At 62.2% G+C, this 18,740-nt stretch carries 19 protein-coding genes; 14 read left to right on the top strand and 5 right to left on the bottom strand.

What is annotated here, in order from left to right; genetic code table 11:
- Positions 1 to 86 precede the first annotated feature (86 nt).
- Together N3C12_13145 and N3C12_13140 are read left to right on the top strand one after the other, a co-directional pair.
- Positions 87 to 848 (top strand): SDR family oxidoreductase, encoded by a 762-nt coding sequence (locus N3C12_13145; protein MCX8073378.1) that lies wholly within the window; start codon positions 87 to 89, stop codon positions 846 to 848.
- 150 nt (positions 849 to 998) lie between these two features.
- Complete coding sequence (locus tag N3C12_13140; GenBank protein ID MCX8073377.1) at positions 999 to 1,727, top strand: phosphoadenylyl-sulfate reductase; 729 nt, start codon at positions 999 to 1,001, stop codon at positions 1,725 to 1,727.
- Positions 1,728 to 1,920: 193 nt separating this feature from the next.
- On the opposite strand, the gene N3C12_13135 is transcribed toward N3C12_13140, so the two are convergent.
- Positions 1,921 to 2,511: a riboflavin synthase gene (locus N3C12_13135; GenBank protein ID MCX8073376.1), complete on the bottom strand. Its 591-nt coding sequence runs from the start codon at positions 2,509 to 2,511 to the stop codon at positions 1,921 to 1,923.
- Between the two features lie 694 nt (positions 2,512 to 3,205).
- Between N3C12_13135 and N3C12_13130 the strand changes: the two genes are divergently transcribed.
- Positions 3,206 to 3,439, top strand: a complete 234-nt coding sequence (locus N3C12_13130) for a hypothetical protein (GenBank protein MCX8073375.1) — start codon at positions 3,206 to 3,208, stop codon at positions 3,437 to 3,439.
- A 599-nt stretch (positions 3,440 to 4,038) separates the two neighbouring features.
- On the opposite strand, the gene cysC is transcribed toward N3C12_13130, so the two are convergent.
- Positions 4,039 to 4,656 carry an adenylyl-sulfate kinase gene (gene cysC / locus N3C12_13125; protein MCX8073374.1) on the bottom strand — a complete coding sequence of 206 codons (618 nt, stop codon included), beginning with the start codon at positions 4,654 to 4,656 and terminating at the stop codon, positions 4,039 to 4,041.
- A gap of 151 nt (positions 4,657 to 4,807) precedes the next feature.
- On the opposite strand from cysC, the gene N3C12_13120 reads away from it, so the two are divergent.
- The 9 genes from N3C12_13120 to N3C12_13080 all read left to right on the top strand — a co-directional run bounded on the left by N3C12_13120 (position 4,808) and on the right by N3C12_13080 (position 12,224).
- Positions 4,808 to 6,613: a M3 family oligoendopeptidase gene (locus N3C12_13120; GenBank protein MCX8073373.1), complete on the top strand. Its 1,806-nt coding sequence runs from the start codon at positions 4,808 to 4,810 to the stop codon at positions 6,611 to 6,613.
- Positions 6,614 to 6,669: 56 nt separating this feature from the next.
- A complete protein-coding gene (locus N3C12_13115; protein ID MCX8073372.1) occupies positions 6,670 to 6,993 on the top strand; it encodes a hypothetical protein in 324 nt (107 codons plus the stop codon).
- Between the two features lie 269 nt (positions 6,994 to 7,262).
- Positions 7,263 to 7,892: a c-type cytochrome gene (locus N3C12_13110; protein MCX8073371.1), complete on the top strand. Its 630-nt coding sequence runs from the start codon at positions 7,263 to 7,265 to the stop codon at positions 7,890 to 7,892.
- A 131-nt stretch (positions 7,893 to 8,023) separates the two neighbouring features.
- Positions 8,024 to 8,698, top strand: a complete 675-nt coding sequence (locus N3C12_13105; protein ID MCX8073370.1) for a cytochrome C oxidase subunit II — start codon at positions 8,024 to 8,026, stop codon at positions 8,696 to 8,698.
- Positions 8,699 to 8,703: 5 nt separating this feature from the next.
- Positions 8,704 to 10,371: a cbb3-type cytochrome c oxidase subunit I gene (locus N3C12_13100; GenBank protein ID MCX8073369.1), complete on the top strand. Its 1,668-nt coding sequence runs from the start codon at positions 8,704 to 8,706 to the stop codon at positions 10,369 to 10,371.
- A gap of 16 nt (positions 10,372 to 10,387) precedes the next feature.
- On the top strand, positions 10,388 to 10,978 hold the full coding sequence (locus tag N3C12_13095) for a cytochrome c oxidase subunit 3 (GenBank protein MCX8073368.1): 591 nt from the start codon (positions 10,388 to 10,390) through the stop codon (positions 10,976 to 10,978).
- Between the two features lie 5 nt (positions 10,979 to 10,983).
- Positions 10,984 to 11,325, top strand: coding sequence for a cytochrome C oxidase subunit IV family protein (locus N3C12_13090; protein ID MCX8073367.1), 342 nt, complete (start codon positions 10,984 to 10,986; stop codon positions 11,323 to 11,325).
- A 15-nt stretch (positions 11,326 to 11,340) separates the two neighbouring features.
- Positions 11,341 to 11,931 (top strand): cytochrome c oxidase subunit 3, encoded by a 591-nt coding sequence (locus tag N3C12_13085; protein ID MCX8073366.1) that lies wholly within the window; start codon positions 11,341 to 11,343, stop codon positions 11,929 to 11,931.
- A gap of 11 nt (positions 11,932 to 11,942) precedes the next feature.
- A complete protein-coding gene (locus N3C12_13080) occupies positions 11,943 to 12,224 on the top strand; it encodes a hypothetical protein (GenBank protein ID MCX8073365.1) in 282 nt (93 codons plus the stop codon).
- 3 nt (positions 12,225 to 12,227) lie between these two features.
- Here the strand turns inward: N3C12_13080 and mltG are convergent, their stop codons facing one another.
- Positions 12,228 to 13,247: an endolytic transglycosylase MltG gene (gene mltG, locus N3C12_13075; GenBank protein ID MCX8073364.1), complete on the bottom strand. Its 1,020-nt coding sequence runs from the start codon at positions 13,245 to 13,247 to the stop codon at positions 12,228 to 12,230.
- A gap of 12 nt (positions 13,248 to 13,259) precedes the next feature.
- Entirely contained in the window at positions 13,260 to 15,113 is a 1,854-nt protein-coding gene (locus N3C12_13070; GenBank protein ID MCX8073363.1) for a lytic transglycosylase domain-containing protein, read from the bottom strand.
- 158 nt (positions 15,114 to 15,271) lie between these two features.
- Between N3C12_13070 and N3C12_13065 the strand changes: the two genes are divergently transcribed.
- Together N3C12_13065 and N3C12_13060 are read left to right on the top strand one after the other, a co-directional pair.
- The gene (locus N3C12_13065; protein ID MCX8073362.1) at positions 15,272 to 16,459 is read left to right on the top strand and encodes an acetyl-CoA C-acyltransferase; all 1,188 of its coding nucleotides are present in this window, start codon (positions 15,272 to 15,274) and stop codon (positions 16,457 to 16,459) included.
- Positions 16,460 to 16,517: 58 nt separating this feature from the next.
- Entirely contained in the window at positions 16,518 to 17,213 is a 696-nt protein-coding gene (locus N3C12_13060; GenBank protein MCX8073361.1) for an urease accessory protein UreH, read from the top strand.
- A 21-nt stretch (positions 17,214 to 17,234) separates the two neighbouring features.
- Here N3C12_13060 and N3C12_13055 read toward each other — a convergent pair whose 3' ends face one another.
- A complete protein-coding gene (locus tag N3C12_13055; protein MCX8073360.1) occupies positions 17,235 to 18,146 on the bottom strand; it encodes a fatty acid desaturase in 912 nt (303 codons plus the stop codon).
- Between the last annotated feature and the right edge of the window lie 594 nt (positions 18,147 to 18,740).

The following is an 18,740-nucleotide window of genomic DNA, read 5'->3' as shown; positions in this document are numbered from 1 at the left end:
GGTCGTCGGGCGCTGCCCCGTGCCCATTGCTTGTTGATGCGATTCGTTGCTTGACCAAAACGCCCGATTCCGGATAACGGAGCGCCATGTCTCTGTTGCAGGGCCGCGTGGCAGTCGTTACCGGCGCTTCCAGCGGGATTGGAGCCGCGGTTGCTGAGGCACTGGCTCAGGAAGGAGTGCAGGTGGTGGTGGGGGCGCGCCGAGTCGAGGGGCTGCAGCGTGTGTGCGATCGCATCCGCGAGCAGGGCGGTGAGGGCGTGTGGGTCCAGACGGATTTGCGCGACGAGATCGCCGTGGAGCGGCTGATTGCTACCGCTGTCGATCGCTTCGGCGACCTGCATATCTTGGTCAACAATGCCGGCGTAGGAACCGTGCGTTCCATCGCGGAGGGGCGCACGGAGGAGTGGCGCATGATGGTGGAAACGAACATCTTGGGCACCCTGTTCGCCTGCCGCGCAGCGCTCCGCCACATGCTACCGAAAGGGCGCGGCGACGTTGTGAATGTAACTTCGGCGGCCGCTTACGAAGCCTGGCCATACTTATCGGTTTACGCCGCTACCAAGGCGGCCGTCCATTGCCTGTCCCAAGGCTTGCGTGCCGAGGTGGCCGAGCGAGGAATCCGCGTCATGACCATCGAAGTGCACAATATCGGCGGAACCGACTTCGCATCTGGCTTCGATCCGACCGTGGCCCGAGAGGCGATTCCCACTTGGGAGAGGCTCGGCCTGCTGCGGCGCTCCAGCGGAATGTTGCAGGCATCCGACGCCGCCCGGGCGATCGTGTTCCAACTCGCGCAACCCGATCCGGCCAGCGTGCACCATTTAACCCTGCGTTCCCGCGCCAACTGAAAACGTTCCGCTGGCCTCCGGTTTCCCAGCGCCGGTCAAACAGGGAATCCGCGCAGCGCCCTTGCACGGCTGGAGGCGCATCGGTATCACCGTCGGCACCGCGAGCGGTGCACCCGATGCCGCTTGCGAGTCCCTTGAGAGAGGCACCTCATGGCGCTCGATATTCAAAAGATTCCAGCGTTAGCCGCGCAGTATGCAGACAAGGATCCCCGGGAGATCTTGAAGCTTGCGTTACAAGAGTACCCCGGTGCAATTGCGATTTCGTTTAGCGGTGCTGAGGATGTCGTCCTCGTGGACATGGCGAGCAAAATTGGTGGCAACTTCAAAGTGTTCTCGCTGGACACTGGCCGCTTGCACCCGGAAACGTATCGCTTTCTCGAAAAGGTACGCGAGCACTACGGAATTCCGATCGAGGTGTACTTCCCCCAACCCGAAGCGGTGGAAAAGCTCGTGCGCGAGAAAGGGCTCTTCTCGTTTTATAAGGATGGGCACAAGGAGTGCTGTGGGATCCGCAAAGTGGAACCCCTCGTTCGCGCCTTGAAGCCACTGCAAGCTTGGATCACCGGCCAGCGTCGCGACCAAAGCCCGGGCACCCGCGCGGATGTTCCTGTGGTACAGGTGGATCCCACCTTCGGGTCGCCAGAGCGACCGTTGGTGAAGTTCAATCCTCTTGCGAACTGGACCTCGAAGCAAGTGTGGGCATACATCAACGAACATCGAGTTCCATATAACGAGCTCCACAACCGGGGCTTCATTTCGATCGGCTGCGAGCCATGTACGCGACCCACGAACCCAGGAGAACACGAAAGAGCCGGGCGCTGGTGGTGGGAAGAAGAGACGCAAAAAGAGTGTGGGTTGCACGCCGGCAACGTGCGGTAACGGAACCGCCTTCTCCGAATCCACGGGTAAGAGCGCTGCGCCAGTAGGTGAAGCGGCGCAGCGCGCATTCTGCAGGCAGCCGGCGCTTCACAGTTCGGGCGCTTGCCATGCTGCTGGCGTGTGCCGACGTGCCGGTTGCGGCGAGCCACGTTCTCGTAGCCAGGCGCGGGTACACCGGCTTTTCAGAAGGCTGCTACTTGGCCGACTGCGTAGGTGCCAGCAAGGCTTCCACGTAGCGGGCGATAATGTCGGTTTCGATGTTCACCGTGTCCCCAGGGCGCTTGCGCAGCAAGTTGGTGTGCTGTTGGGTGTATTGCACGAGTGACACGGCGAACGTCTCTGCCGTTTTGTCGATAATGGTCAGGCTGGCCCCGTCCACCGCTACCGGGCCTTTCACCACCATGTAGCGCAGCAGCTCCGGTGGGGTTCGAAAACGAGCAATCACCGCTGCTCCCTCGGGCGTGAACGAATCGATGGTTGCCACACCCTCGACAACGCCCCGGACGATGTGCCCACTTAAGCGGTCGGTGGGGCGCAACGACCGCTCCAAGTTCACAGGGTCTCCTTCCTGCAGCGTGCCGAGGTTGGAACGGCGCAAGGTCTCGGGCATAACATCGGCAGCGAACCACGTTTGCTCCAATTCGGCCACCGTAAGGTCTACTCCATTGACCGCAATGGAATCCCCCAGCTTGGTGTCGCTGAGAATCTGCTCGGCGCGGATGCGAAGCCTGCCCCCCGTGTTTTCTAGAACTTCGCCGACCTCCTCGATGATACCGGTAAACATCTCTTGTCCTCCGTGGCGCATGCCGTATCAGTTCGCTGAAGGGTAGGGAACTCGATCTCTGCAGTTCCTTCAAGTGTTGGCGCCGCACTGGCGGCGCCCCGGTAGGGGTGCGAGGGAGACGGGGGCGCCGATGGAGCTACGAGCTAACTGTGTGAGTGTCCAGTGGTTCGATTACGGCCCCCCTAACACACGGGCTGATTGCACGGGTGTCCAGTATTTCGCTCGCGGTTCGCTCTTCTCCTTCGCCGCTCGGTGCCCGTTCGCCACCCCCAGCCTCCCCGGTTGCGCCGCCCTAGGGCGGCGCAATAGGACAACGGCGCAAACGCCGCACCGGCATTCCGTCATCCATCGGTACACACTGCCTGCGGCGTTTGCGCACGCACTCCACGCGCCGCTCGTCTTGTGGGTAAAAGCTCGGCGGGACGTGGGGGCTACCGTTCCTGACGGACACAGGGCGCCACCACGATGGACCAGCGCCCCTAACGCCCTTTCACGGCTCGGCGCTCGCTAGTCACCGGCGCCTCCGGGGGCCGCACGAGACCGCGGTAGCAACGCGACCGTTGTCGTGGTGAGTCTCGCGACGTTTCCACTCTGAGTCGTGCGACGAGCGGGCATCTGCAGCGCACCACATGCGCTTACGTGTTGCGCTTGTGGCATGGAACTTGGTCCTCGTCAGGCTGCCGGAGGGGATACGATGGCGAGATTTCGATTGGCGGACCGTGATGGATTGTTCGAGCTCGAGGTGCAGACGACCCTGCCTCCCGCCATCTTGGCGGACGAGCGCACCGAGCCAGTGTTGGCTTCGGCGCTGCTCATGGCGGTAGCCACCTTGATCGAGGGCGGCGAGTGGCCCACGCGCGTGTTGGAGCATATGCGAGAGTTCATGTCGGTGATGCACAAGGAGGTCTGCGTAGAGCGCCAGGCGTAGAGAGTCGCCGGCAGCTTGCAGCGACGGGGAAATCCAAAGTTGGTTGTTTGCCACACGGGCCCCCCAACGTGATGGCGAGCAACCAGGGCTTACCGGGTGCGGCCTGGTCGGACCTGGCTCCGCACCCGGTGGGCTCTCGAAGACGAGCGGGCGCTATCCAGCGCCTTAATCCACGGGCGACGCATGCGCCGCCCCTACGATGGCGTTGGTGCAGCGTGCCAAGATGGCCACGCGCGGGGCACCGGTGGCAACAGTATCCCGAATCCGCGCGTTGGTCGTCCGCCATTCCTCATTCGCTATTCGCTAATGTGCCACGCACCATTCGCCAGTCGCTGCTCGCGCCCGGCTAAGTTCGCACCCCCTCCCCCTGCGGGGGCGCGGTTGTCTGCTCATCGCTGCGCGAGTGCCGTTTGGCGACGATGTCTGTCGCTAACAAAACCCCCCTCTCCCCCGTGAGGGGGAGAGGGAAACAGGGTGAGGTTGCGCCCCCGCTCACCGGGCACGCTGCTGCGGTGTGGCAGCGTAGGGGCGACGCATGCGTCGCCCCTAGGGCCCACTCGCCGCTCGCTGCCAATCGCGAGGAGTACTGCGGATCACCCCTAGCTAGCGCGGGGAATATAGCCGTGGTCTTCGAGGTAACGGAGCAGCGTGGCTACGCACTCCTCCTCGGACTGGCGGTCGGTGTGCAAGACCAGCTCCGGGGCGAGCGGGGGTTCGTATGGGGCGGACACGCCGGTGAACTCGGCGATCTCGCCCGCGCGGGCTTTTTTGTAGTGACCTTTCGGGTCGCGCTGCTCGCAAACTTCCACGGGGCAGCTCACGTACACTTCAATGAACTCGCCCGGCTTCATCAGTGCTCGCACGCGGTCACGATCCGCGCGATAGGGGGAGATGAACGCCGTAATGTTGATCACCCCGGCAGTTGTAAACAGCTTGGCAACCTCCCCAATGCGGCGGATATTTTCCTCGCGATCTTTCGGGGAAAAGCCGAGGTCGCGATTTAACCCGTGGCGGATGTTGTCGCCGTCGAGCACGAAGGCATGGACGCCGCGATCCCAAAGGGCCTTTTCCAGGGCCACCGCGATGGTCGACTTTCCGGATGCCGGTAGTCCGGTCAGCCAAATGGTGCAGGCTTTATGGCCGACGATGGCCTCGCGGTCTTCTTTGGTGACCATCCCCGCGTGCCAGACAACGTGCTTCGATTTAAGATTCCCCATGACGCGAGCTCCCGACGGTTGGGCGTTGATCGACCGTCCCGCTAGCCTTTTCGCTGGAGAAAACCAAGGGTGGCGAATGCGCAGTCCGCGATAAGCCTGTTCCAAACCACCGGCTTGTGCGCTGGCAATCGGCACGATATCGGCACCGGTCATGCTGGACCGAGCGGAAGCAAACGGCGCGGCCGTGGGAGTGCGTTGGAACTTGAGTGATTTGTATGCGGGCCCCGACGATCCGCGACTGGAACAAGATCTTGCCTTGGCACTCGAGCGGGCCCAACGGTTCCGGGATCGGTATGTCGGACGCGTCGCCGCGCTCGCGGGCGAGTCGCTGCGGAGCGCGCTTGCCGATATGGAAGAAATCCTCGAACTTGTTGGGCGCTGGAGCTCGTATGCCGACTTGCTCCACGCCGCGCAAGTCGATGTGCCCCAGCACGGCGCCCTGCTGGCGCGCACTCAAGAACAAGCCTCCGCAGTTCGGCAAACACTGCTGTTCTTCGAGCTCGAGTGGCTCGCGTTGCCGGACGATACCGTGCAAACCCGCTTGAGCGATCCGAGCGTGAGCCACTACCGTCACTTTCTCGAAGTCTTGCGCCAGTATCGGCCTCACGTATTGAGCGAACCGGAAGAGCGCATCCTGGAAGAAAAAGCGAACACCGGCGCGCGCGCATTTGCACGGTTGTTCGATGAACTCCTCGCGCGCATGGTCTTCCGCGTGCGCCACAATGGCAGCGTGCGAGAACTGAACGAAAGCGAGGTGCTTGCCCTGCTGCACGAGCCGGACCGCGACTTGCGCCGTGCTGGAGCCGAGGCTTTGACCGAGGGACTGAAAACCAACGACGCAATCCTCACCTTCGTGTACAACGTCCTCGTGCAAGACCACAGCATCGACGATCGCCTGCGCCACTACGGCGACCCAATGGAGGCTCGCCACTTGGCTAACGAGGTGGACGCTTCCACGGTGGAAGCCTTACTCGCCACGTGCGAGGCCCATTACACCCTCGCTCAACGTTACTACCGGCTTAAACGGCAACTTCTTGGGGTGGACGAACTCTTCGATTTCGATCGCTACGCCCCCGTGGGCACAACCCTCCCTCGCGTGTCTTGGCCGAGGTGCCGGGAGATCGTTCTCGAGGCGTATGGGGCGTTTTCGCCGCGCATGCGGGAAATTGCCGAGCAGTTTTTTGAGCGGAGCTGGATCGACGCCGAACCCCGGCACGGGAAGCGCGGCGGCGCATTTAGCGCGAGCACGGTTCCCAGTGCTCATCCGTATATTCTGCTGAGTTACACCGGTCAGCTTCACGATGTCATGACCACAGCTCACGAGTTGGGACACGGTGTCCACCAATACCTCGCCCGCAAACAAGGCTACTTGCAGATGGATACCCCGCTCACCATGGCAGAAACCGCCAGCGTGTTCGGCGAAATGCTCGTGTTCCAGTCGTTACGCGCGAAGCTGACCGACCCTGCGGAACGGCTTAGTCTGCTTTGTCACAAAATCGAAGACACCATCGCCACCGTGTTCCGCCAGGTAGTCCTGACCCGCTTCGAACAGCGGGTACACGCAGCGCGCCGACGCCGTGGCGAGCTGGCCACGGACGCCATCGGAGAACTCTGGCAGGAGGAAAATGCCAAGCTCTACGGCGACACCGTGCGACTCACCGATTCCTACCGCTGGTGGTGGTCGTACATTCCCCACTTCATTCATTCGCCCTTCTACTGTTACGCATACGCGTTCGGTGAGTTGCTCGTTCTTGCGTTGTTCGAGCTTTACGCACAACAAGGACCGGAGTTCGTTCCCCGCTACCTGGCATTGCTCGAAGCTGGCGGCTCGGCGCGCCCGGAAGAATTGCTCCGCCCGTTTGGGATCGATGTTCGCGACCCGAATTTTTGGCGCCTGGGGATGTTGCCAATCGAACGGCTCCTGACGGAGGCGGAAGAACTGGCGAGCCAACGGTGAAGACATGGCTAGCCGCGGCGATTGCTGTGGCAACACACCCGGACTAGGCTTGGGCCATGCACATCACGATGGTGAAAAAACGCTTGGCCGATGGCTCCGAGTGCCGCAAATGCCGAGAAGTGACCGAGATGCTCCAGAAAAAAGGCCTGTGGTCGCGGATCGACGAAGTCGTGTGGGCAGATGAGCGGGAGCCCACAAGCCCCGGCATGCAGTTGGCGGAAAAATTGGGGGTGGACCGCGCCCCGTTCTTCCTCGTGCGAGACCAGAGCGGCGAGCACGTTTACACGAGCGTGCTGCAACTGATTCGCACCCATTTGGGTGAAGTGAGTAGTGCCGAGCAGGCGCGGGTCATTGACCCAGACGACATCGGCGGCATCTGACCCACTTCTTCCGTCGCAAACGTTGCCATTGGCGGCCGCCCTCTTGCCCGCGGGCGATGCCGGTTGTCGGAGAGCAAAGCCAGAGCTGGTTTGCACCCCTAAGAAAGCCGTGAAACACCAACACCAGCCGTGAGAAAAGCTCCCCGGCCTTGACGGTGAAGGCCTTGGAGCGGCTTTGGGGGCACGCGGGTTGCTTGGCGCAAGGTTGTATGGCTGAGGTGTGGCTTGAGCAGGCACGATGGGCTCGCTGCCGGAGGCGGCGGTTTGGCTTGAGTTCGATCGCGACCGTGTTCGCGGTTCTCGCCGGCATGATGGTGGTCGTGCCGGTGGCTTCCGCCGACCCGAGCCGCGGCCGTGAGTTGTTTGTTTTGTGCTCGAGCTGCCACGGGGATCGTGGCCAGGGTGATCGGAAGCGCTTGGCCCCGGTACTAGCTGGCTTGCCGGAGTGGTATGTAGCAGCCCAGCTCCGCAAGTTTCTCGCCGGTGAGCGCGGCTACCACCCTGACGACACGAGCGGCTTGCAGATGCGCCCCATGGCTCAGGCCGTGTATCGCGACGGCGACCTCCAGTCGGTCGCTGCCTATGTGGCATCCCTGCCGGTCGTGGCTGCCGCCCGTACGCAAAATTCTGGCGATGCGGCGCGTGGCCAAACCCTCTACGCCACCTGCGTGGCTTGTCACGGTGTGGATGGCAAGGGCAACGAAGCACTCAAAGCACCACGTTTGGTAGGGCAAGCGGACTGGTACTTGATCGAACAACTGAAGAAATTCCGCGCGGGACAGCGGGGAACCGCAGGAGGCGACGTTACCGGTGCGCAAATGCGCGCGATGGTCAACGTGTTGCCCGACGATCAAGCGATTGCCGACGTGGTCGCATACATTTCAACGCTCAAGCCGTGAGGTGAACAATGGCAGATCCGATGCCGTGGGATGATGTGGCGTGGAAGTGGTTTGTCGCTACCTTGCTCGGCTGTGTTGCGTTCGCTGCCGCGGCTTGGCTGCTCGTGCGCTGAACTGAGGGGAGGGATCGGATGATTTCCTGGCTAGTTCCGCAAGCTTCGACGAGCGCCCGCGACATCGACTGGTTGTTTACCTTGATCTTGCTCACCGTGGGTTTTTGGTTCGTCGTTGCCCAGGTTGCATTCTTCACGTTCATTTTCCGCTTCCGCCGCAAACCCGGTGTCGCTGCCGCCTACATCACCGGTGAGCGCAAAGAAGAAAAGCGCTGGATCAGTATCCCCCATGCGCTGGTGATTGTGTGCGACGTCGTGTTGATTACCGGCGCCATCCTCACGTGGAAGGCAGTGAAACAGGACTTGCCGCCGGCCGACGAGCGCCTGCGCATCATCGCGCAGCAGTGGGCGTGGGTGTTCGTGCACCCGGGTCCGGACGGGAAACTCGACACCGAGGACGATGTCCGCACCGTCAACGATCTTCATGTGCAGCTCGATCGCACGTACCACTTCGAACTTACCTCGCGCGATGTTGTGCACAGCTTTTCCGTGCCGGCATTCCGTCTAAAGCAAGATGCGGTTCCGGGCCGCATCGTGACCGGCTGGTTCCGCCCGACGCGGCGTGGGACGTACGACGTCCAATGTGCCGAGATTTGCGGCATCGGCCATGCCCTCATGCCCGCTCGGCTCACCGTGGAAACTCCCGAAGAACACGCTGCTTGGTATGAGTCGGCGAGCGCACAAGGAGGGTGAGGTGCATGGCTGAGGGGCACGCGCAAAGTTTCTGGAGTCGCTACGTTTTCTCCACCGATCATAAGGTGATCGGCCTTCAGTACCTGTTTACCGGCATGTTCATGGGGTTGGTCGGCGCCTTCCTCGCCTACGTGTTCCGGATGCAGCTCGCCTTCCCCGGCGAACATGTGCCTTTGTACGGCGTGGTTACGCCGCTGCAGTACAACGCCTTGGTCACCAATCACGGTGCCATCATGATCTTTTGGGTGGCCATGCCGATTTTGATTGCCGGCCTAGGGAACTACCTGATCCCGCTGATGATTGGTTGCGACGATATGGTGTTCCCCCGCTTGAACCGGCTTTCCTACCAGATCTTTTTCTTGAGCGCCGTGCTGATCTTGGTTCAGCTTTTCGTTCCTGGCGGTGGCTTTGGTGGGGCGTGGACCGCCTACCCGCCGCTCTCAGCCAACGCACTTTACAACCACACCGCTTGGGGGGCGCCCTTGTGGCTGATCGCCGTCGCTCTCGAGTTCGTCGCCTTTCTACTCGGCGGGATTAATTTCATCACCACCGTGATGAATGCCCGCGCGCCCGGCATGGGCCCGATGCAAATCCCGATCTTCGTGTGGATGGTGGTCATTGCCAGCATCGTGTTCATGGCGTCGGTGGGTCCGTTGGTTGCCGGAGCGATCATGCTCTTGTTCGATCAATTACTCGGCACCCACTTTTACGACCCTAAGGCTGGGGGCGACCCCATTTTGTGGCAGCATTTGTTCTGGTTTTTCGGCCATCCGGAAGTGTACGTCGTCTTGCTACCGGCGTTGGGAATCGTGGCCGAGGTGATCACGGTATTCTCCCGGAAAAAGCTCTTTGCCTACAAAACCATTCTGTACACCTCGTTTGCCACCGGCGTAATCAGCTTTTTCGTGTGGGCCCACCATCAGTTTGTCGCAGGCATCGATCCGCGCATGGCGCATTTGTTCACGATCACCACGCTGATTATTTCGATTCCAATTGCGGAGATGACCTTCGCCTTCATTGCCACGCTGTACGGCGGCTCGATCGAATTTCGCACGCCGATGCTGTGGGCTCTGGCGTTCATTGCCGAGTTTTTGATCGGCGGCGTCACCGGCATCTTTCTCGGCTCGAACGCGACCGACATTTATTTGCACGACTCCTATTTCGTCGTCGCCCACTTCCATTACACGTTTTTCCCAATTGCCGTGATCGCTGGCTTTGCCGCCATCACCTATTGGTTCCCGAAAATGTTCGGCCGGCACATGAACGAAACCTTGGGCAAAATTCACTTTTGGGGGACGATCATTCCGTTTAACTTCATCTTCGTTCCCCTCTTCGTCTTGGGCGCGGCTGGCGAGCATCGCCGCATTTACAGCTACGAGCACTTCTCCCAGTTGTTCACACCTGGCCTGCAGAATCTGCGCGTGATTGCCACTGTGGCCCTCGTTACCATGCTGCTCTTCCAGTTCGTCTTCTTGTACAACTTCGTTCGCAGCCTCATTGCCGGGGAGAAGGCGGAGGAAAATCCGTGGAAGGCCAACACCTTGGAGTGGGCTGCTCCCTCGCCACCGCCGCACGGGAACTTCGCGGAAATGCCCACGGTGTACCGTGGCCCTTACGAGTACAGCGTTCCCGGCCGGAGCTTGGATTACTGGCCGCAACACGTGCCGCAGTGAGGAAAAGGAGAGAACGGTGAGTCACGCAAGCGAATTTCCCATTCCGCTGGCAACGCGCCGCAGCGCCACCGGCATCCCCACCGGCCGCTTGGCGTTGTGGTGGGTGCTGGCGTCGGAGATCGTCATCTTCGGCGGGCTGCTGGCAAGCTACATCATGTTCCGGTTGCACCACCCGCATTGGGCCGATGAGGCGAGCCACACGAATGTGTGGGCGGGTGGTTTCAATACGTTTGTTCTGCTCACCTCGAGCTTGTTTGCGGTCTTGGGGCACCAAGCGGCAGAACATCGTGACGGGCAGAAAGCCGCTCGCTTCTTGCGACTCACGGTCTTGGGAGGCCTGGTGTTTCTCGGCGTGAAGGCGCTGGAGTGGAGCGGGGAGATCCGCCACGGCTTCACGATTTACCGCGATTTGTTTTGGACCTTTTATTACACCGCCACGGGACTGCACGGACTCCATGTGTTGGCCGGCATGGTGATCTTGTGGCTGGTGGCGCGCGACGCCGCGCGCGGAAGGAATTTGCACCGCGTCGAACTCATCGGCATTTACTGGCACTTTGTCGACGCCGTATGGATCTTCTTGTTCCCGTTGTTTTACATCGCGAGGTGAAGCGCATGGGCGCACAGGCACGAGAGTACGGCAGCCATCCGGACTACGTGAAGGTGTACATCGCCTTGTTGGTGCTGTTCGCCATTAGCGTGGTGGGCCCACTGCTTGGCCATCCGTGGCTTACCATTCTCACGGCGTTCGGCGTCGCCGCGGTAAAGGCGACCATGGTGGCGGCGTACTTCATGCATCTGAATATCGAGCGGCGCTACATTTGGTATCTGCTCTTGACCATGTTGGCGTTCATGGGCTTGCTGTTTGCCGGAGTCGCACCGGACGTGCTGGCGAGCGGTGGGCAAAACTGGCAGCATGTGCGGCAAGCGCAAACACCGCCTGCTGCGCATCACTGAGTGTGCGGAGGCACGGTGGCGACGGTGGCATGGTCCCTTCCCACCCGCAAGGGAAGCTTGGGCGTTCCCAACGCAGTTTTGGGGATGCTTCTGTTTCTTGCCACCGAGGTAATGTTTTTTGCCGGATTGATTAGCGCCTTCCTCGTGGTGAAGGCGCGCTGGTTAGGATCGTGGCCACCACCCGGACAGCCGCGCTTGCCGGTGGAAGTTACAGCGGTGAATACCATTGTCTTGATGGCGAGCGGCTTGGTGCTGTGGAGCGCCGCCCGAGCAGTCTCTTCGGGTGCAGCGCTCGCCGCGGTGCGGCGGCGTAGCTTACTGGCCGCAGCCTTGGGTGTTGTGTTCGTGAGCGTGCAGGGAATGGAATGGGCACGCTTGTTGGCCTACGGGCTCACCATGCGGTCCGGGCCCTACGGCTCGTTCTTTTACCTGATCGTCGGCACCCACGCCGCTCACGCCTTGGCAGCGATCGTCGCGCTCGTGTGGGCATCGTCGCAGCTCGATTCTGGAAGACTGACTGCCGACGGGTTCCGTGCGGTACGGCTTTTCTGGTACTTTGTTGTCGGCGTGTGGCCGGTATTATATGTGCTCGTGTACCTCTCGTGAGCGAGGGTGACATGGCCGGACGAGCGAAGACGTTGCTTCAAGCGGTGTGGCTGCCGCTTGTGGTGTTGACGGTGCCGGTGGCTGCCAGCGCATGCTCGGTGTGTTTTGCCGCCGAGCAGCGGCAACTGTGGGCCTACTTCGGCACCGCCGTGCTTCTTTCGCTGCTGCCGTTTGTGCTCTTTGCCGGCATCTTGCTGTGGATTCGCATCGAGGCACGGTGCCAGCACGGAGCCGTTGCCCCAGCAGGCCACGTGGGAGACGCAGCACCAAAGCGCGTGCCGTTGGAAGCCTAGAAATCACCTGCGCGGCCGTGATGGTGGGGCGGCAGCGCTATTGCCCCGCCAGCGTGCCACGTTGCGATTGTGCTCCTCGAGGGAGCGTGCAAAGGCGTGCGTGCCGTCGCCTCGGGCGACAAAGTAGAGGTAGTCCACTGGTGCCGGGTTCACCGCTGCTTCCAGCGCGGCCCGTCCCGGATTGCAAATCGGACCGGGAGGGAGTCCGAAGTGCCGGTAGGTGTTGTAGGCGTGCTCGGCCTCGAGATCCGCACGGTCCGGTGGCCCTTGCCTTTCTTGTCCATAGATCGCCGTGGGATCCGCCTGCAATTTCATTCCCGCACGCAGCCGGTTGTGAAACACGGCGGACACCAAGGGGCGCTCGTCGGCCACGCCCGTTTCCTTTTCGATGATCGACGCGAGCGTAACCATTTCGTGCACGCTCAAACCCAGCCGCTGGCGGGCGGGATGCAAATCCCGGGTACGCTCCTGGAAACGGTCGAGCATGGCGGCGACGATGACCTCCGGTTCATCGCTCCAGGCAAAGTAATAGGTGTCGGGAAAGAGATAGCCCTCAAGGCCAGTGGGCGGGTTACCGACCCGTGCGCGCAGCGCATCGTTTTGCAGGGCGCAGCGCAGGACGTCCGCACCGCCAAAGCCCCTGGCGGCGAATTGTGCGGCAACCTCGGCCACCGTGTCGCCCTCGCGAACCAAGAGTTCGTGGCGGCCGAGGCGACCCGCTTCGAGTTCCGCCAACAGTTGCCGTGGCGAAAGCGGGGCCTGAAACAGGTAGTCGCCAGGACGCAACCTGCGGTCGCTCCCGAGCGCTTTGCCCCATAGCTTCAGGTTCCAAGTAGTCGCGAGAAACCCGCCCTCAGCAAGTTCAGTGGCTACACCGCTGAGCGTGTCGCCTGGTTCGACCCGCAGAAAGAGGCCCTCGGGTGGAAGTGAGCGCTGGCGGTGCATGTCCCACCAGGACCACCCGCCGGACGCTAGCGCAGCGAAGACACTGAACACCGCCAGCCGCAGAGCTTTTCGTTGCATTCCGCGACTCCGTCACTGTGATCCTACGGACCCGACGGCTCCGTCACCCCCGAGGCAGCGCGCCACCTCGACCAACGTTTCGCCGCGGCGCACAGCTTGGTACTTTTGCCAAAACAAGGTGTCGATTTTCTTGAGGGCAGGCTTGGTGCGGTCGTTGCGATAGCGGGCGAGATGACCCGGACCGCCGTTGTACACCGCGTAGGTAGCACGGGCGAGGTTATCCATTCCTCCTGGTTGCCGATGCTCGCCGCGAGCGATGGCGTAATCTTGCAAATAGTGCAGTGAAATCTCTGTGCCCGCACGGGCGTTATAGGCAATATCCCAGCGAATGCCGCGCAGGTCGTACACGCCGCGCCACACGCGTTCATTGACTTGCATGAGCCCAGAAGAGCCCACCGCTGAACGGATGTAGGTAATTTGCCCCTTTTGCTGCACGAATTGCCGCCAACAGCTTTCCTGCCACGCGGTGGCGAGCACGATGCTGCGAAACACGCCCTGGTACTCCGCCGCTAGGTTGCCCGCCTGCAGCGCCGTTTCCGTACTTTGTTGCAACACGCGATGCACGCGCGGCAAGTACTCGCCGAGGCGATCCGGTGTGGCCAGCCACTGCTCCAAGGCCGCACGCGCCGGCGGCTCGCTCGCCCAGGCGATGCGCGGTGCAAGCCAGCGCCACCACCACGAGCGTGACTCTTCGTTTGGCGGCATGCCACTCAGATCCGGGGGCGGAAGGGGCGGACCAAACCCTAGCAGCGTGCGCAGCTCGGGATCCACCGCGGTATCGAACCGTAAGGGATCGCGCACATCCGCGGGTGCCAAAATGCGCGCGAGACGTCGCAGCCCATCTGCACTTAAGTCGACACCGATCCCCGGCCCTGCCTCCTGCAACGCGACCAGTGCATCCCCTGCGCTGATGAAGCTTAGGTACCGTATGGCCTCTTGCCCCTTTTGCCGCACGGCGATTTCGCGCAGCACCGGAGCGAGGCGCTCCCAGGTGCGTACGAAGAGGCCAGGCACAGGATCCGGTGCTCCAGGCTCACCGGGCGCAAGCGCCTCCAGCAAATCGTAGCGGCCTTCCAACAGCACGTCGGCCAACGGTTGGCGCAACTCGCGAATCAACGAGTCGGCCCAAACGAACTTGACGGTGTACGTGAGAAAGGCGTCCCAGCGATCCAATGCCTGCTGCCAGCGCTCGAGTTCCTCCGGCGTCAACGTTGGCTCGGGTGCGGGGGTGGGCTGCTCGAGCAAGGGTACGCTGAATGCCAAGACCGCGCGCAACCCTGTGGCCGCGATGCTTACCTCTTGGAAGCGAAGCGAAGCCAGCATGCGATCCACGGCCTCGCGCTCTCGATGCGGAAGGTAGAGCGGCAAGACTTCTCGAAGTTCATCGACCGCTTGTCCGAGCCGCACCTCCACAGTTTCGAAGCGCGGGTGAGCGCGCTCTTTCACCAGCGCCCAAATGCGGTTGGAGAAGAACGGCTGTTTACCGTTTGGATCCAACAGCGCCGAATCGACGACGCGAAACGTGACTGTCCGCCCATCTTCGCTGAGCAGCGGCTCCTCGTGCACTTCCAAGATTCCGTCCCAGTCGATCGGAGCAATGCATTGCTCGCCAATCGGGGTTCCCACGCGGGCCTCGGCTCGGCTGCGTATGCGCAGCCGAGCCGCGTGCACATCGACCACCGGCTCGCGTAGCTTGAGGAAGCGGCAACCGCTGCCGTCGTCCCAAATCACCGCTTTGCCGGTGGCCGTGGTGAACAACTGCGCCATCAGCGCCTCGCGCACCAGAGCCGGCGGAAGCTCCACGGGCACGTGGATGGTCTTTTCCGCCGCCGGCGCCGCGAGCGCCCACACGCCGACTGCTGCCAACGCCGCGGTTGCACTAAGGGTTCGAACCCAGCTATGCCAACGCATCCCGGCCAAGGCTAACGCCCCCATAACCGGAACAGAAGCGCTGACTGCGCTTGAATTCCATGAGGGGGGTGGAGAAAGTAGGCTGGAGTTTTCCCAGGGTAAAGGAGCGAGACATGAAAGAAGCCGCAATCGTTGCCGTGGCGCGCACGGGCTTGGCAAAGTCGTTCCGTGGGTCGTTCAACAAGACGCGTCCGGACGACATGGCCGCGCACTGCGTGCGCGAAGCGCTGAAAAAAGTCCCGCAGCTCGACGTGCGGGAGATTGACGATGTGATCATGGGCACGGGCTTTCCCGAGGGCCCGCAAGGGTTCAACGTCGGCCGCAACGTTGCCATCATGGCCGGACTGCCGGTCGACATCCCTGGCGGCACGGTGAGCCGCTTTTGCTCCTCGGGCCTGAACGCCGTCATGGTGGCCGCCCATATGATCCAACTCGAAGGAGCGGACGCTGTGGTAGCCGGCGGGCTCGAGTCCATCACCATGCTGCAAAACGACTTCAACAAGAAGGACCTGTTCAACCCGTGGCTGCTCGACCACAAGCGCGAGATTTATATGCCCATGGGCCTTACGGCCGAGGTGGTGGCCGAGCGCTACAAAATTAGCCGCGAAGCGCAAGACCAGTACGCCTTGCTCTCGCAACAACGCACCGCCGCGGCACAAAAGGCGGGAAAGTTCAAGGATGAAATCGTGCCGATGACGGTGCAAATGGAAGTGGTGGACAAAGCCACCGGCGAACGCTCGATGAAAACCGTCACCGTCGATCGCGACGAGTGCAATCGCCCCGACACGACCCTCGAGGCGCTCGCCAAACTGCCGCCTGCATTCAAAGAGGGCGGCACGGTGACCGCCGGCAACGCCTCGCAGTTTGCCGACGGTGCGGCGGTGGTCGTGCTCATGTCCACGGAACGCGCGCAACAACTCGGCATCGAGCCGCTCGGCTTTTTCCGCGGTTGCGTGTTTGCCGGGTGCGAGCCGGACGAGATGGGGATCGGCCCGGTGTTTGCTGTGCCGAAGTTGCTCAAACGCCACGGCAAGAAACTCGACGACATCGACATCATCGAACTCAACGAGGCCTTCGCCTCGCAAGTGGTGTACTGCCGCGACCGCCTCGGCATCGACCCGGAGAAGCTCAACCCGAATGGTGGGTCGATTTCCATCGGTCACCCGTACGGCATGACGGGTGCGCGTCTCACCGGCCACATTTTGCTCGAGCTGCGACGGCGCAAACAGCGCTGGGGCGTTGTGACGATGTGCATCGGTGGTGGCATGGGTGCCGCCGCGTTGCTGGAAGCGAACGTCTGAAGCGAGTAGGGCAGGGGCCGCCACGAGCGCCCCTGCCCCCCAAGTTCAGCGGTGAACGATGCTCTCCCTCGTCGGCGTCGCCCTGGCCGGCTTGCTCTTAGGTGTGAAGCACGCCCTGGACGCCGATCACTTGGTCGCAGTGGCGACGATCGCTAGCGAAAGCGGCGCCGGGTGGCGGGCCGCCTCCGTTGGTGCGTGGTGGGGTTTGGGCCACACCGCCGCACTGGCAATCGCAGGCGTTGCCGTGATTACCCTCGGGATCACATTTCCGCCTTGGCTCACCTGGTGGATGGAGCTCGCTGTCGCAACCGCGCTGGTGGGGCTCGGCGCTACGACACTTTATGCACTCGGGCGCGGCCACACGGTGCACCTGCACGTGCACCGGCACGGTGATCGTTGGCATGCCCACCCGCATGTGCACTACCGTGATGAGGGAGGAACCGCGGAACACAGCCACCACGGTGCGGCGGATTTGCGAGCGCTCGCCTTCGGCCTGCTCCATGGCTTCGCCGGCAGCGCCGGACTATTTTTGCTTGTCCTCGCCACTCAGCCGAGCTCGCTGGCAGCTTGGTGCTATTTGGCTGCCTTCGGGGCGGGCTCCACGGCGGGGATGGCGACATTCGGCCTCCTTCTCACCGCGCCGCTGCGCTGGCAGCGGCATCGCTTTGCCTTGTGGCAGCGGCGGCTGCGAGGACTGGCTGCGGTAGCCAGTGTGCTCGTGGGCTTGCTGTTAGGCTACGAGCTGCTGCTGTAGACTGCACAGGCTAGGCGCGGCTCAGTCGGCTGCGGCGCCTTGCACTGCCGACTCGAAGCTCGCCCTGCGGCGCTCGTAAACCCACGCGGGTGGCGAGCGCAAATCCCATACGAGCCCGACTCGCTCCATCAGCTTCAGGATGTAGTGAGTAAAGTCCACCTCCCACCAAAAAATGCCCTGCCGCTCCGACCCCGGGAAGCGATGGTGGTTATTGTGCCAGCCTTCGCCAAACGTGGCGAGCGCCAACCAAAAGCTGTTTCGGCTGGTGTCGCGCGTTTCGAACCGGCGCCAGCCGAACACGTGCGCGAGGGAATTCACACAAAAGGTGACATGCCACAGCAGCACCGTGCTCACGAAGAAGCCCCACACGAGGAGCTGCCAGCACGAGGTGCCCAAACTCGGCGCCCAATGTTGCAGGGCCCACCCCGTGAGAAAAAGCAGCACAGCCAAAACGATGGGTGGCACTAAGTGGTAACGATTGAGCCAGCGGAGCTCTGGGTACCGAGCAAAATCCCGAATGGCCTGCCAGCGCGTGGCTTCGTAGCGGGGCGACAAAATCCAGCCGACGTGAGCCCACCAAAACCCTTTCACCGTGGGCGGATGGATGTCCTCTTCCGTGTCCGCGTAGCGATGATGGTGGCGGTGTAGGGCCGCCCACCAGAGTGGTCCCTTTTGTACCGCGGTGGTGCCGAGCAAGGCAAACAGGAACTGCATGGGGCGGCTGGTTTTGAACGAGCGGTGGGAAAAATACCGATGGTAGGCAGCACCAATGGCGAACACCCGCACCGCGTAGGTGAGCGCGCATGCGGCGAGCGCCACCCACGACCACCCCACCCAAAACACGGCAAGGCAAGCCACGTGCACACCGAAGAACGGCAGGCTCGACAGCGCAATCGCCCACCACGGCTGTGTGGATTGGCTCCCTCTTGGCATGACTCCCTCTGTTGCTCGCATTGATTCGCTCACGCTTGTTCCTTTCCCTTCCACGTCCTTTCAGCGGACCTCATATTCGGCTTGCGCCAGGGCGCAGCCCCGTCTCTTCAACTCAACCCCCTACGACAGGGCCACGACGAGACAAGCCCTTCTGTACCGGATGGCGCCGCTCTCCACAACCCTAATGGGATGCAATACCACCCTGCGCGGCAAAAAAAGGGCCAGCCGCGAGCAGCGAGCGGCGAGGAGAAATAGCGAGGAGCGAGCCGCAAGCAGGAGTACGGCCCGAAATACCGGACCAAATACTGGACACCCACAGAATTCACCCGCACCAAAGCACGGAACACCTACGCGATTCGGCGCTGCGTGGGAGCAGTCCCCGGTTCTCCCCCCCACGGGGCGCCCCGTCGCGCGCCGGCAAGTACAGCGGTGCCAGCGGCCGCCGCGGCATTCTGCAAACACGGCAGCATCCGTGGCCGCTGCCACCGCACTCCACACGCGTTGCGTCTCGAAGCAACATTCCGTCGGGGCGTGGCGGCGGACTCGCCGCGGTCACGGAGTTGCCGGACTTTCCACCTCGATAGGCACTTCGTC

It is taken from the genome of Candidatus Binatia bacterium, assembly GCA_026415395.1.
In the GTDB taxonomy this organism is placed as follows: Bacteria; Desulfobacterota; Binatia; order HRBIN30; family HRBIN30; genus HRBIN30.
The sequence above is the reverse complement of the archived record's forward strand: the minus strand, read 5'-3'. Positions and strand labels throughout refer to the sequence as shown.

Coding starts and splice junctions, on each gene's coding strand:
- cysC (MCX8073374.1), bottom strand. CDS start 4,656: ATGGGGAATCTTAAATCGAAGCACGTTGTCTGGCACGCGGGGATGGTC.
- N3C12_13060 (MCX8073361.1), top strand. CDS start 16,518: ATGCTCTCCCTCGTCGGCGTCGCCCTGGCCGGCTTGCTCTTAGGTGTG.
- N3C12_13105 (MCX8073370.1), top strand. CDS start 8,024: ATGATTTCCTGGCTAGTTCCGCAAGCTTCGACGAGCGCCCGCGACATC.
- N3C12_13140 (MCX8073377.1), top strand. CDS start 999: ATGGCGCTCGATATTCAAAAGATTCCAGCGTTAGCCGCGCAGTATGCA.
- N3C12_13135 (MCX8073376.1), bottom strand. CDS start 2,511: ATGTTTACCGGTATCATCGAGGAGGTCGGCGAAGTTCTAGAAAACACG.
- N3C12_13055 (MCX8073360.1), bottom strand. CDS start 18,146: ATGCCAAGAGGGAGCCAATCCACACAGCCGTGGTGGGCGATTGCGCTG.
- N3C12_13080 (MCX8073365.1), top strand. CDS start 11,943: ATGGCCGGACGAGCGAAGACGTTGCTTCAAGCGGTGTGGCTGCCGCTT.
- N3C12_13130 (MCX8073375.1), top strand. CDS start 3,206: ATGGCGAGATTTCGATTGGCGGACCGTGATGGATTGTTCGAGCTCGAG.
- N3C12_13115 (MCX8073372.1), top strand. CDS start 6,670: ATGCACATCACGATGGTGAAAAAACGCTTGGCCGATGGCTCCGAGTGC.
- mltG (MCX8073364.1), bottom strand. CDS start 13,247: ATGCAACGAAAAGCTCTGCGGCTGGCGGTGTTCAGTGTCTTCGCTGCG.
- N3C12_13100 (MCX8073369.1), top strand. CDS start 8,704: ATGGCTGAGGGGCACGCGCAAAGTTTCTGGAGTCGCTACGTTTTCTCC.
- N3C12_13090 (MCX8073367.1), top strand. CDS start 10,984: ATGGGCGCACAGGCACGAGAGTACGGCAGCCATCCGGACTACGTGAAG.
- N3C12_13120 (MCX8073373.1), top strand. CDS start 4,808: ATGCTGGACCGAGCGGAAGCAAACGGCGCGGCCGTGGGAGTGCGTTGG.
- N3C12_13065 (MCX8073362.1), top strand. CDS start 15,272: ATGAAAGAAGCCGCAATCGTTGCCGTGGCGCGCACGGGCTTGGCAAAG.
- N3C12_13145 (MCX8073378.1), top strand. CDS start 87: ATGTCTCTGTTGCAGGGCCGCGTGGCAGTCGTTACCGGCGCTTCCAGC.